General features: G+C 59.9%; 6 protein-coding genes. 3 read left to right on the top strand and 3 right to left on the bottom strand.

What is annotated here, in order from left to right; genetic code table 11:
• Positions 1-16: 16 nt before the first annotated feature.
• A complete protein-coding gene (locus H6B30_RS07085; RefSeq protein ID WP_205109094.1) occupies positions 17-1,843 on the bottom strand; it encodes a DUF4954 family protein in 1,827 nt (608 codons plus the stop codon).
• 42 nt (positions 1,844-1,885) lie between these two features.
• The gene (hflX, locus tag H6B30_RS07080; protein ID WP_205109092.1) at positions 1,886-3,136 is read right to left on the bottom strand and encodes a GTPase HflX; all 1,251 of its coding nucleotides are present in this window, start codon (positions 3,134-3,136) and stop codon (positions 1,886-1,888) included.
• Between the two features lie 303 nt (positions 3,137-3,439).
• On the opposite strand from hflX, the gene H6B30_RS07075 reads away from it, so the two are divergent.
• The 3 genes from H6B30_RS07075 to H6B30_RS07065 all read left to right on the top strand — a co-directional run bounded on the left by H6B30_RS07075 (position 3,440) and on the right by H6B30_RS07065 (position 11,720).
• A complete protein-coding gene (locus H6B30_RS07075) occupies positions 3,440-4,279 on the top strand; it encodes a hypothetical protein (RefSeq protein WP_205109090.1) in 840 nt (279 codons plus the stop codon).
• 796 nt (positions 4,280-5,075) lie between these two features.
• A complete protein-coding gene (locus tag H6B30_RS07070) occupies positions 5,076-7,157 on the top strand; it encodes a rhamnogalacturonan lyase (RefSeq protein WP_239483721.1) in 2,082 nt (693 codons plus the stop codon).
• A 306-nt stretch (positions 7,158-7,463) separates the two neighbouring features.
• Entirely contained in the window at positions 7,464-11,720 is a 4,257-nt protein-coding gene (locus tag H6B30_RS07065) for a hybrid sensor histidine kinase/response regulator transcription factor (protein ID WP_205109088.1), read from the top strand.
• A 345-nt stretch (positions 11,721-12,065) separates the two neighbouring features.
• Here the strand turns inward: H6B30_RS07065 and H6B30_RS07060 are convergent, their stop codons facing one another.
• A complete protein-coding gene (locus H6B30_RS07060; protein ID WP_205109087.1) occupies positions 12,066-14,078 on the bottom strand; it encodes a sialate O-acetylesterase in 2,013 nt (670 codons plus the stop codon).
• Positions 14,079-14,087 lie beyond the last annotated feature (9 nt).

Raw genomic sequence — 14,087 nt, 5'->3', positions numbered from 1 at the left:
CGGCAACGCCAGAGCGTCACACCACGCCTTGCGCCTCCAGACTGTCGAGGAAGGCGGCCAGCACCCCCTCGTCCACATCGCCGAGTGCAAACTCGCGCTCTGCGTCGCGCCCAACGGCAGCCATCCATTCAGCGCGCGCTGCCTCATAGTCGGCCGTGATACGGTCGATGTCGTCGGCCGACAGCGTATCCAGCCCATAGTAATCGAGCGCAAGCCTGTATGTGAAGTTCCACTTAAAGTCATCGTACGCCTCGTTGAGACTGATGAAACGGTCGTCGACGAGCTGCAGCTCGTCAACGGTGCCGCTGCGGATGTCGTCGGCCAGCTGCTCCACCTCGGCCATAGGCACCAGCATGCCGGCCAGGTCGGCCCACTCGCCCGTGCCGACAGAGCTCTCGGGCAGTTCGCAATAATGCCCCTTGACTGCCCTTCCTAGGTAAATGCGCACCACCATGTCGTATAGCGCAATGCCTCGCACGAGCCACCGTTTCCTTATCAGGCAGCCCCCGAAAGAGTAAGTCTCGGCGTCGTCGCCCTGCTCGTCGCGCAGGCGCTGCAGCAGCCTCCGCCCTTCGATGGCGCTCGCAACGACAGCCGGCGAGAGCCAGTCGAAGTTGACAATGGCCTGCCGCCCCACCCTCGGCCGCATGTCGCGGCGGGGCCACTTGGCCACATCGCGCATGGTGCCCACGGTGGGCAGGTTGCGCCCCGGCACCAGATAGGTGGCCCCGGCCGAGCCTATCACATAAGAGAAGGGCAGCTGCCGGGTGTCGGGATGCGTCTCTATCTTGCCCATGCACACCGAGAAGGCCCCTATGCGGGCGGGCAACAGCAGGTGTGCGCCGCTGCCGGTCTTGCTTCCCCGGGCCAGCGTGCCGGTGTGCAGCGGGCCGAGCTTGTAGGCATGGTTGCTGAAATTGGTGGCCGAACCGGCATTGAAGAAAGAGCAGGCACAGCCTATGAGCAGAGTGGCCTTGTGGTGGCTGACGGTGAACGGGCCGCAAAACGCGGCGCAGGCCTCGCCGTTGTCTACATACGAATTGGCAAAGAACAGGCTGCTCTCTGCCGAGAACCCGCGCCCCACATGGCAGGCCTCGCCCACGAAGCAGCTGCTGAGCCGGGCCCCGCCCACCACCGATGCGCCGGCCTGCACCACGGTGTTGTCGCACTCGACGCCGCTGCCTATGTATATGCTGGCATCGGGTGTGCCGCTCAGGGTGCAGTCGCAGAGGCGCTCGGCGCCGCTAATCTCGCACTCATCGCCTATGCACGAGTTCACTATCTCGCGCGTGTTGACAATCTTCACGCCATAGCCTATGGTGCCACGGCCCTCCGTACGCCTGCCCACAAACGCCGCCACCATGGCCTGCAACTGCTCCCAAAGGGCCTTGTCGCCCGAGCAGTGCACCATGAAGGCTGCCATCTGCGAGGTCAGCCCGTCGTAGATTACCACGTTGCCCGGCCCAGCCTCGTTGAGCACCGACACGACGTTGCCCTGGCCGAAAGACGCCCCCTCGGTGCAGGTGATGAGCCCAACGCCCGAGATATAGCACTCGTCGCCAATGGAATAGCGGCAGATGTGGCAGCCTACATTCTCTATCAGGCAGTTGTCGCCTATCGACACGTCGCGCAACACGGCATTGCGTATGCCCGAATGCCGCGCGAACCCCTCGTCAACCTCGACCTGCTTGTCAAACAGCCCGAGGCCGACATCGCCGTAAAAAGCCACGTTATGTATGTATGCCGGGCAGAAATCCTCGGCCACGCCAATGCGTGTCCAGTCTTCGGCAGAGCAGCCTTGCCGCTCCAGCGCCTCAATCTCGTCTACTGTCAGCGAACGCATCACACCATGTTTTTATGAGTCACGCAAGCCCGAAGGCAACCGTCAGGACTCGTAATTATCGTATAAGAAATCGTTGTATGGGTATTTCTGCACGTGGAGCTCGCGCACCCGCTTGTACATAACGTCGCGCAGCTCGTCGATGTTCTGCTTCTCGCGTGCCGAGATGAATATGCAGTCGTCGCCAAGCTTGGCCATCCACGTGCGCCGTAGCTCGTCGAGCGTCACGTTCTCGCGCGTCGGCGGCGTCAGGTCGTCGGGGTCTTTGTCCACCCACCGGTATGCGTCAATCTTGTTGAACACAATCATCGACGGCTTCTCGGCGCAGCCGAGGTCCTTCAGTGTGTTCTCAACCACGCTTATTTGCTCCTCGAAATCGGGGTGCGAAATGTCCACTACGTGCAGCAGCAGGTCGGCTTCGCGCACCTCGTCGAGCGTAGACTTGAACGAGTCGACGAGGTCGGTGGGCAGCTTGCGGATAAACCCGACGGTGTCGGCCAGCAGGAACGGCAGGTTGTCGATGACCATCTTGCGCACCGTTGTGTCGAGCGTTGCGAAGAGCTTGTTCTCGGCAAAGACGTCGCTTTTGGCCAGAAGGTTCATCAGCGTCGACTTGCCCACGTTGGTATATCCCACGAGGGCCACCCTGATGAGTCGCCCGCGGTTCTTGCGCTGCGTGTTCTTCTGCTTCTCGATCTCGGCCAGCCGCTGCTTGAGCAGGGTTATGCGCTGCAGTATGATGCGACGGTCCATCTCGAGCTGCGTCTCGCCCGGGCCTCGCAAACCCACGCTGCCCTTGCCCCCCCCGGAGCCCGAGCCGCCTCCCTGGCGCTCGAGGTGGGTCCACAGGCGCTGCAAGCGGGGCAGCATGTAGCGGTGCTGCGCCAGCTCGACCTGCGTCTTTGCCTCGGCCGTCTGGGCGCGCATGGCGAATATGTCGAGTATGAGCGACGTGCGGTCGAGTATCTTCACCTTCAGCTCTTTCTCGATATTGCGTATCTGCTTGGCCGAAAGCTCATCGTCGAAGATGACCATTCCCACCTCACGGTCGGCCTCGGCCTCGTCTTCTATATACTTGCGTATCTCGGCGAGCTTGCCGCTTCCCACATAGGTGACGGAGCTCGGGCCATTCACTTTCTGCGTAAACCGCTTCACGGTGACGGCTCCCGCCGTGTCGGCGAGGAACTCCAGCTCGTCGAGATACTCCTTGGTCTTGGCCTCGTCTTGCTCGTTGGTGATAAGGCCCACGAGCACAGCAGTCTCTGCCTTGGCCTCGGATATTACAAATTCCTTCATTCCTTATTATCGTTTAAACGGCTACAAATATACGCATTTATGGCGAAACGGCCAAAGGTTTGCCGCCGGATGATGTATTTGGTGGGCGCGGCCTGCCCCCGGCCGGTTGGAAACGGCTGCGCGGGGCAAGGTTAACCTAAGTTAAAGGCTACTCGCAGTGTGGCCACACTGCGCCGCAAAAGTAACCTTGGCGTAACCTGCTTACAGCTTTGTGCCCTCTTGCGCGTATGGCTGCCAATGGCTAATTTTGCACCGTGAAACAAGACAACAGACAACAAAACAAAAGAAAAGGAGAAACAGACTATGAAGAAAATGATGATTGCCGCGCTCGCCTTGGTGGCCACCGCGGCCACGGCCCAGGTGAAAGGGCGCTTTGAGGTGCACGACATGGGCAGCTTCCGACTGCACGTCTACTACACCAACGACGTGATGAACGACGCCAGTTTCATTGTCGAGGGCAACGACTCGGTTGTCACAATGGAGCAACCGCTCTTCAAGGACAACGCCGCCGAGTTTGACGCCTACGTCGAAAAGATGGGCAAGCCGGTGGCCGCGAGGATTGCCGACTACCACGTTGGCAGCACCGCCGACCATCCGATGCTCATGGCCGAGGGCATGGGCTCGTTTACAAAGGGCCCTGTATACGGTGGCATGATGAAGGGCTTTGCCGGCACCTTCGGCGAGGCCATGGCGAGCCTGCCCACGGGCAGCGTGGCCGAGGTGGCCTTCGGCACGACGCGAACCATAGCCGGCACGGCGTTCCACTTTGACCGCGGGGCATCGACCGACTTCCCCGCAGCGAGCATAACCATAGGCGGCAAGGTGTACTTCACCCACTGGGCACCGGCCAGGGCCCACGCCTCACATCTGCAGATAGCGTCGGCCAAGGCCATCGACGCCGAGATTGCCGAGGCCAGGAAGTCGCTGCAGTCGGGCGCCACGCTGTTCATTGGCGGCCATGGGGGCGCAAGCGGCAAAGAGGCGGTAGAGTTCAAGATTGCGTATCTCGGCAAGATAAAAGAGGCACTGGCGTCGTCGCCTACGCCCGAAGCATTCGTAGAAGCCATGAAAGCGCAATACCCCGGACTGCCGGGCGAGGAAAACCTGGCCGGGCTGGGCAAGGCACTGTACAACACCAAATAGCGCATGCCACCGCAGCCACAGGCTGGCCACAAGGCGGGGCTGGCCGCAACAACGCGCCGCCGACGCCCCCGGGCAACCGAAAGACACCACGACAGACATGCACCCGACCACGGCACGCCATGCCGCGCCGGGCATGCATGCCTGCCGAAACATATCGGCCGAAACCTTCACGGCCAGACCCGAACCGGCCAGACCCGAACCGGCCATCGGGCTGAAAAACGCGAAAAACACAACCAACACGCAACTCCCTGAAAGCCACCGCCTTGCCACGCCATGAGCCATTCCGGCCGGCATAATGCGCCAAACAGCGCCCCCAAACGGCCCGTTTGGCAATGCAACATGGCCCATCCGGCAATGCAATACGGCACGCAAGACCGCGAAAACAAGCCCGTACAGCAATGCCATCTGCGGTAGTTCCGACCACGCCACGCGACAAATGTCACAACCGGCAAGCGCGCCTCTGCCGAAAATCCATGGAACACTAAGCCCCCAAACGATTTTCAGGGCATTTCCGTTTGTCTTGATTTCAAAAAAAACAAGGCCACGGCGGAGGCCTCGCTCACCTCAACCGAAAACAAAAAGCAGCGCCGACGAATTGTCACGCAACACCGCACAGACACCAACCGCCACCTGTGCATACGGCCATGGCCACGCGCAACGGCGACAACAGGCATACAACAGCCGCGGAAAGAAAAACCCACTGAATTTTCTTTTCAATTAAACCATTCATCCCGACGAACGTCATACCCATGACAATAGTAACAACCAACGATTAAAAACCAAACAAGTCAAAAAGATGAAACACCTCTTTTCAATGGTGACGGCAGCTGTGCTCTGTTCCACAGCATGCGCACAGCCACGCTACGACATGGCCAACATACAACGGGAACAACTGAACAGGGGCGTCGTGGCCGTGAGGCAAGACGCAGGCCACGTCATAGTGAGCTGGCGGACGCTGTACACCGACAAGAAGGGCGAACCGTTCGACATTTACCGCAACGGGGTGAAACTGAACCGGCAACCGCTGACCACGGGCGGCACATTCTATGTCGACGACAGTCCGCTGGCCACCGACGCAACATACGAGATACGAGGCGGGGGGAAAAACGGCACTTACACGCTGGCGGCCGGCGCGCCCGAAGGCTACTTGCCGATAAAGCTCCAGAAGCCCGAAGGGGGCATATCGCCCGACGGGCGCGAATATACTTACTCGGCCAACGACGCAAGCGTGGGCGACGTTGACGGCGACGGACAGTATGAGATAATACTGAAATGGAGCCCGTCAAACGAGCACGACAACGCCCACTCGGGCTTCACGGGCAACACTCTGTTCGACTGCTACCGCCTCGACGGCACGCGGCTGTGGCGCATAGACATGGGCAAGAACATACGGAGCGGGGCACATTACGTGCCGTTCGTTGTCTACGACTTCGACGGCGACGGCCGCGCCGAACTGATGGTCAAGACCGCCGACGGCACCATCGACGGCAAGGGCAACGCCATTGGCGACGCCAAGGCCGACTGGCGCGAGGAGATTGGCAAGGCCATGGCCAACTTCGACAAGAACCGCGAGGCTGCCAAGAAGGAGCAGGCCGAGATGGAGCAGCGCCGCAAGGAGTGGGAACAGATGCGCCGCGACGGACGGCGCCCGCAACGGGCGCAACGCGGACCGCGGGGAAGGCGGCAGCCACGGCAACGCCGAGACCCGGGCTACAATGAGTGGAAAGCAGGCAGGATACTGTCGGGACCGGAGTACATAACGGTGTTCAACGGCCTGACGGGCGAAGCGATGGACTCACAACCGTACATACCCGAGCGCGGAAACGTGAGCGACTGGGGCGACGACAGGGGCAACCGCTCGGAGCGTTACCTCGCCACCATGGGCTACTTCGACGGCAAACGGGCCAGCGCGGCCTTCTGCCGCGGCTACTACGGGCGCACGGTGATAGCCGCATGGGACTGGGACGGCAGGAAACTGACAAACCGATGGACGTTTGACACCAACGACAGCAGGTGGAAAGACTACGCCGGCCAGGGCAACCACAACGTGCGGGTGGCCGATGTCGACGGCGACGGATGCGACGAGATAATATACGGTTCGATGGCCGTCGACAACGACGGCACAGGCCTGTACACCACGGGCATGGGCCATGGCGACGCAATGCACCTGACGGCGTTCGACCCTACCACCGACAGGCTGCAGCTGTGGGACTGCCACGAAAACCGGCGCGACGGCTCCGACCTGCGCGACGCGGCCACGGGGAAGGTGATTTTCCAGATTAAAAGCCGAGAAGACGTGGGCCGCTGCATGGCAGCAGACATAGACCCGACAAACCCGGGGCTCGAAATGTGGAGCTCAGACAGCCACGGCATACGCAACATAAAGGGAGAACTGGTAACGCCCAAGCGCACAAGCGAAGAGGAGAAGGCCGACAAGGCCAAGTCGGAAGAAGACGACACGGCCCTGTTCCTGCGCGGAATGCGGTTGCCAACCAACTTTGCCGTGTGGTGGGACGGCGATTTGCTGCGCGAGATGCTCGACCACAACCGTGTCTCAAAGTATGAATGGGAAACCGGCGGGATGAAACTCATCAAAGAGTTTGAGGGCTGCACGTTCAACAACGGCACGAAGTCGAACCCATGCCTGAGCGCCGACATCGTGGGCGACTGGCGCGAAGAGGTGCTCGTGCGCACCACCGACAGCGGCGAACTGCGCCTGTATGTCAGCCCCATCCCCACCGACTACCGCATAAACTGCCTGATGGAAGACATCCCTTACCGCATAAGCGTGGCCACAGAGAACGTGGGCTACAACCAGCCTCCGCACACAGGGTTCTACCTTGGCCCCGACAAGTCGGTGACAGACTTCCTGAAATAGGCCGTCATGACGTGCAACTGACCGGACCGGCAAGGCCGCGGGCCGCACCCGCACATGTCCACCCTGCCTCATACCATTATGCCTCCTCACTGTGCCGCCAGGCCCATGGCCCCGGCACAAAGGCGGCCGAGGTATGGGGCGGGGTGGCTTTTTTAGGCGCCAACAGGCCTATTTTATATATTTCACGGCCCTTATCTTGTTTTTTTTCGTACCTTTGCAAATAAAGAAAGCCCGCATGCCGCAGGGCAGCGACAGCTCCGGCACGGGCGGCTACCAATACTGTTGTTTGCCAACCAATCAGAAACAATGCTTAAAAAGACGTTCTTACTAACCATATTCGCCATCTCTGCAATAGTCTGCCGGGCAGTGTCCATCGACCAGATGGTGCTCACCGGCAAGAGGATATCAACCGCAAACGGGCTCTCGAGCAACACCGTCTACGACATGGCGCAAGACAACGACGGCTTCATATGGATGGGGGCGGCCTACGGGCTGTGCCGTTACGACGGCTACTCGTTTGTCAACTATCTGTCGCTCAGCAGCGACAAGAACCGCAACATCGACGCCAACATAGGCAACATACACTGCGACTCAAGCAACAGGCTGCTATGGATTCACACCGCTACGCTCACTTTCGCGTGCTACGACCTGACCGCCGGACGATTCGTAGACTACACCCGGCGGGGCGACGAGAACCGCACCTACCGGCGATTCATAAAAAACGGGAGCGAACTTTGGATGTATGACGACCGCTCGGGCATACGCCACGTGAGCTGCCAGGACGGCAATTTCAAGTGCACCGACTACACCGTGCAGAACGGCAGGCTGCCCGGGAGCCACATACCACGCATGGTTGCCGACGGCAAAGGAAACGTATGGGCAGCCACCGACAACGGACTGCTGCGCATAGACAGGCAAGGCCGGCTCACGACGATAGCCAAAGGGCAGCGCTACAAGGAAGCCAACACATACCGTGGCGACATTGTTTGCCTAACCGAAAGCAACACCGTCGAGATATATTCGCCCGACGGCAAGAAGACGAAAAGCTTCAAGATACCATCTGCCGTGGGCAATGTCAACGCCATAAAGAGCAACTTCGTGTGGAGAGGGCGATGGATGCTGTTCTGCAAAGACACTTACCAGGTCGACCTGAACACGGGCGTCACCACCAAGCCCGACGGCGTACAGGTGCCCAACGGACTGCTCCTCGACACGGCAGACGGCTACCACTTTGAGTCGAACAGCAGCGGAACGCTATGGGTGTTCACCCCCGAGGGCGAGGTAAAGACGCTCAAGCTGCTGCCCGACGTGAAGTTCACAACCGACCGCATGCGCCGCTACACGGTGAGGCGCGGCCCCCACGGGCTTTTCTACATCGCCACATTCGGCAACGGACTCTTCGTCTACGACCACCGGAGCGGCGCGTTGCGGCATTACTCGGCCAACGACCCGCAACCCGTTATAGACAGCAACTTCCTCACGACGATGTTCATCGACCGAGACGGAACGCTGTGGGTGGCGCAAGACATGATGGGAGTGGCTTGCATATCGGTGGCCGACCAGTCGATAGCCGACTTCGTGCTGCCGGCGAAGGGACACAAAGGCGACTGGGCCAACAACGTGAAGATGATTGCGAAGCGCAGCGACGGCAAGACCATATTCAGCACGCGCGACAACAAGATATACGCCCTCGACGCCGGAAGGGGGCAAGCCACGCTGCTCTACGAGACAAAGGCCTGCGCATACTCGTACATCACAGACAGCAGGGGCAGGGAATGGATGGCCACACGGGGCGACGGGCTCTACGTGGACGGCACCGGCTACAACAAGGGCGACAGGCGGATGCACTGCCCGAGCAACGACCTTTACGACTTGAAGGAAGACAAGCATGGGCGCGTATGGATAGCAACGTATGAAGACGGACTGCTCATGGCGCAGACAGACAACGGCGGGCGTCTGTCGTTCAGGCGCCTGCTCGACCGCAGCACCAACGAGAGCAGGCTCCACCAGATTGAAATCGACGCCATGGGAAGGATATGGGTGGCCTCGAACAACGGCCTGTATGTGGCCGACACCAACAAGAAAGACCTGACCAACGACGACTTCAAGTGCTTCAACACAAAAGACGGCAGTTTCCCGTTCGACGAGGTCAGATGCCTGGAATACACCTCCGACGGCCACCTGTGGGCAGGCGGCAAGGGCTGCGGCGTGGTGAGATGCACATTCGGCAAGGGCCCGGCCTGCTTCGACCTCAAGATTCTTACCGACAGGGAAGGCTTGGCCAACAACAGCATTTGCTCTATACTGGAAGACAACGACGGCAATATATGGGTTGCAACCGAAAGCGGCCTGTCGCTGATATACGACCATGACATGAAGGTAAAGACCTTTCAGTTTGGCAAGATGCCGCAGCGCAACATCTACTCTGAGGGCAGCGCCATGCTCATGGGCGACGGACGGCTGCTCTTCGGCACTCAATACGGGCTTACCATAGTCAGCCCGCGGCTTGCCACCAAGGCGAACCGGGCCGACAGCACCCACGTCTACATCACCGACATCGAGATAAACGGCGTGTCGGCAAGTGACAGCGGCAGGTTTGAGCGGGCTCCGGGCCACGTCGACAGGGTGTCGCTCAGGCACAACGAGAACACCGTCAAGCTGTCGTTCTCAAACTTTGAGTATTCAAACATCGAGTCGTCGCTCTACCAGTTCTACCTCGAGGGCGCCGACAAGGGATGGCGGCAGATGACAAGCGTCAACCACGTGGAATACACCAACCTGCCCCCGGGAACATACATCTTCCACCTCCGGTCGCTGAGCGACAACGTGTGGAGCGAAGAGACGCAGCTGGCCATCGTGGTGCACCAGCCGTGGTACAACACATGGTGGGCATGGGTGATTTACCTCATGGTGGCCGCGGCCTTCGGGCTCTACGTCTACAACAACGCGAGAGAGAAGCTGCGGCTGCACCAACGGATGAAACTGGAAAAGCAGATGGCCGAGTTCAGGCTCAACTTCTTTACCAACGTCACCCACGAGTTCCGCACTCCGCTCGCCATAATACAGGGAGCGGTCGACAAGCTGGCCGACCACAGCGACCGACCGCCCTCGAAGGCGGCGCTGCAAACGGCCCGCCGGGGCACAAAACGGTTGCTGAAGCTGGTAAACCAGCTCATGGAATTCCGCAAGGTAAACACCGGCAACATGCGGCTTAGCGTTGAACGGGCCGACATCATTGCCTTTGTGAGAGACATTTACCAAGACTTCTGGAGCCTGGCCCACCAGAAGCGGCAGCAAATAACGTTCACTCCGTTTGCCAAGAGCCACGAGATGGAGTTCGACAGGCAGATGGTCGAGGCCATGGTATACAACCTGCTGAGCAACGCCGTGAAGTATACGCCCGAGCGGGGTGCCATATCCCTTTCGGTGAGGCTGGCCGGCAACAGCCTCGAGATAGTGGTCGAAGACAGCGGCCCGGGCATATCCGCCGAGCGCAGGCAGCTCATGTTCAAGCCGTTCATGGGAGGCTACGCGTCGCAGGGGGGCATGGGCATAGGCCTGTACAACGCCTACCAGATGGCCCTGCTGCACAAAGGCACGCTGACATACAGCCCGGGGGCCAACGGCGGGGGCTCGGTGTTCACCATCAGCCTGCCTGCCACCGGCGACGCCTACACCGACGGCGACAGGCGCAAGGCCATAGACACCACCACAACGGGCACGGAGAAGAAGAACGACAAATGTGAGCAGATTATCAAAGAACTGGTGCCCAAGGCGTTCAACGATGTGACCATTGCCGTCATCGAAGACGACCCCGACATGCGACAGCAGACGGAAAGCGAGATGGGCGTTTACTTCCACATCGACAGCTACGCCACCGGCGAGGCCGGGCTCGACGGGGTGGCGGCACGCAAACCGGCACTTGTAATCTGCGACGTGATGCTGCCCGACATCAGCGGATACGACATTGTGAAGCATCTGAAGACAAACATCGAGACGGCCGACATCCCCGTGATCATGCTTACGGCCCTCGACGACGACGCCCACAAGCTGAAGAGCTACAACGCCGGGGCCGACGACTACATGGTGAAGCCCTGCAACTTCCGCCTCCTCACCGGCCGCGCGGCCCAACTGATAAAGAATGCGCAGAAGGCCAAAAGGCGGGCGACGCAAGACAACGGCCATTGCGACACGCCTGTCGCCCAGGCAGACGAAATCAGGCTTATCATGTCGCCTGCCGACAAGAAGTTTATCGACAGGATGGATGCACTGATTTTGCAGAACATCAGCGCGCCCGACTTCACCGTGACGGCCCTTGCCGAGATGCTGTACATAGGCCGCTCAAAGTTCTTCAAGAAGGTGAAAGAGCTCACCGGCGTATCTCCCAACAAGTATTTGCTGAACAAGCGCATGGAGCTTGCCGCCGAACTGCTGCTCGAGGGGCGGCTCAACGTGACCGAAGTAAGCTACAAGGTGGGCATAATAGACGCTTCGTACTTCAACAAATGCTTCAAGGCCAAGTACGGGGTGAGCCCGAAGCAGTATGGCAAGGGCAAGCCATGACGCCGCAAGGCCGGCGCTGGCGCTGCGCCGCCCCACCCCCGCGGCATAGCCCACACAGCCCCGTGGCCACCTGCCACTCACGCCACAAGGCCGCGGCCTGCAGGCCATCGCATGTCAAGATATTTCATCCAGGGCCCGGTTTCCGGCCCTACCGTGTAACCATCTGACAGCCAAGACATTCCAGAACCACACATATCAACATGCAGCAAGGCCCGTTTCGCTTTCCGAAACGGGCCTTGCCGCAATGCAAAAGAGGCCGTTTTGAACGTCCGAATGGCTCTTTATGACTGGCATCAAGCATGATGTAAACTTTTATAATATATAATGCAGGAGCGCGCGGGGGGCCTATTTGAACAGATACTTGCGCCCGTCGCACACATAGAGCCCTCGCGACGGGCGCTCCACCGCCACTCCGTCGATGGTGTACCACATCCCGCGGGCCATGCCGCCGGCACTGACCAGCCCGATGCCCGAGCCCGTGTCTACCACCGGCCTGACCACCTCGGCACCTGCAGCCTCGGTTGCCGGCAGCCGCAAGTAGGCCTGACCCGACAACAGGATGGGCGCCTTGAGCTTGTGGAAGTCTACCGAACCGCCGACAGACTGAAGCACATAGTTGCAACAATCAACGCCACCAACAGTCTCGGTGGGGCCTACAGCGGACTCACCAACCACCGGAACAAGCAGGTTGCGAGCAACGGCCGGGGCCGACTTCACCTGCGGCGCCCCCACGAGACACTCCTCGCCAATCACCACAACGCCCGTATTTGCCGGTATTGTGTCCACCTGCTGCAGCGTCAGCACGTCGGACGAGGCGTCATAGTCGGTGGCCACGTATGCCTTTATCATGCCGGCACAAGGCCTGACGTCGCATGCCTTGTCGCTGCTGAAGGTCACCTTGCCGTCGGCCCCAACCAATATCTGGACGTAGGGTGAAGCCACCTGTATGCTGTAGACATAGATTGCGCCTCCGTCTGAGTGGAAAACGAGGTCGACAGGCCCTGTCAGCGACTCCTTCACGCGCCACTCGTTGACCACCTTTCCCGTGGCCTTGCCGCCACCGCGGACCAGCTCCACCAAGTCGGCATTGTCGGTGGTGATGCCCCGTTCGCCCTTGGCCGACTCGGTGACGATGGTCACCGTCTGCCCCGGACTTACCTTAGGCACTGTCAGGTACAGGTTGTCGCCGTAAAGACAGATGTGGTTTCCGGGGTTGACAATGATGCGGTTGCCCGTGCTGCACTTAAAGAACAGCCCCTTGGTGGCCGGAAACACGTAGCCGTCTGAGGCCGCCAGTTCACGGTTTTCGGGCATTGCCGACGAATAGCGGTAGCCCAGCTTCTGGAACATGGGCCACGCCTTGTCGGCCTTGAGCCTCTCTTCGGCCTCGGGAGCCCACGCCTCGGTGAAGTCCCAGCGGCGCTCGGCCTCTACCTGCAGCGTGTCGCTTGCACCCGGCTTGTGGGGTTTCTCGGCCTCAACCATGTCGCCGTCGACAAGCCTCAGCTCTACGAGCTTGTTGTACATCTGCTTGCCCAGATACTCGGTCCAGGCCGAGTCGAAGTGCAGGGCGTCCGACCTCAGCCCAGCGTCGCTCATGTCGATGCAGTAGACATTGGGCAACTCGGCAGCCACCCGCAACTGTGCCTCCTCGACGCCGCGGCTGTACTGCTTGCTGGCATGCGGCACGGTGCCGAAGATGAACGGCAGCGTCTTGTCTTTCTCGCGCCCGGTCTTGGCGTACACCGCCGCCCTCATGTAGTTTATCATGTCCTTGAAGTTCTTGTAATAGTGGCCGGCCTGATTGCGGTCGCTTTCTCCCTGGTGCCACATGATGGCCTTCACGTCATAGCCCTGGGGCAACTTCGACAGCGTGACGTCGGCGCAGGCGGCAAAGCCTTCGGTAAGCGACTTGGTGAGCGACTTGCCCTTGTTGATGTCGCCTCTGTAGGCATTGTTGCGCCCTATCCACCCTTCGTCGGCGCACCAAACGGGCAAATGGCTGTAAGTGGCAGCCGTGTCGATGGCCGTTCCGCCGTAAGCGCACTTTATTGCGTAGAATTCTGTCTGCAAAGACTGCTCGATGAAGTAGTTGGTAATGTCGCAAAAAGCAAACCGCTTGTCGAACTTGAACTCGTGGAACGTACCGTCGCCCGACGACGTGACGTTGGTGTATCTAAGGTATTTGTACCCTCCCTTGAGGTAATATGGCAACTTGTTGACATACTCGCGGCCGTCGGCGTTCGACTGCCCCGCCGTTATGAACACAGAAGCCGGCTCCTGGGCCGTGGCGCAAACAGCACAGGCCGACAGCGCCACCGCCGCCAATGACTTGGCAATTTTATTCATTATGCTCATGATGACATT

The organism is Marseilla massiliensis (assembly GCF_016899955.1).
In the GTDB taxonomy this organism is placed as follows: Bacteria; Bacteroidota; Bacteroidia; order Bacteroidales; family Bacteroidaceae; genus Prevotella; species Prevotella intestinigallinarum.
Note: the sequence above shows the minus strand (reverse complement) of the source record. Positions and strands in the feature narration are given on the sequence as shown.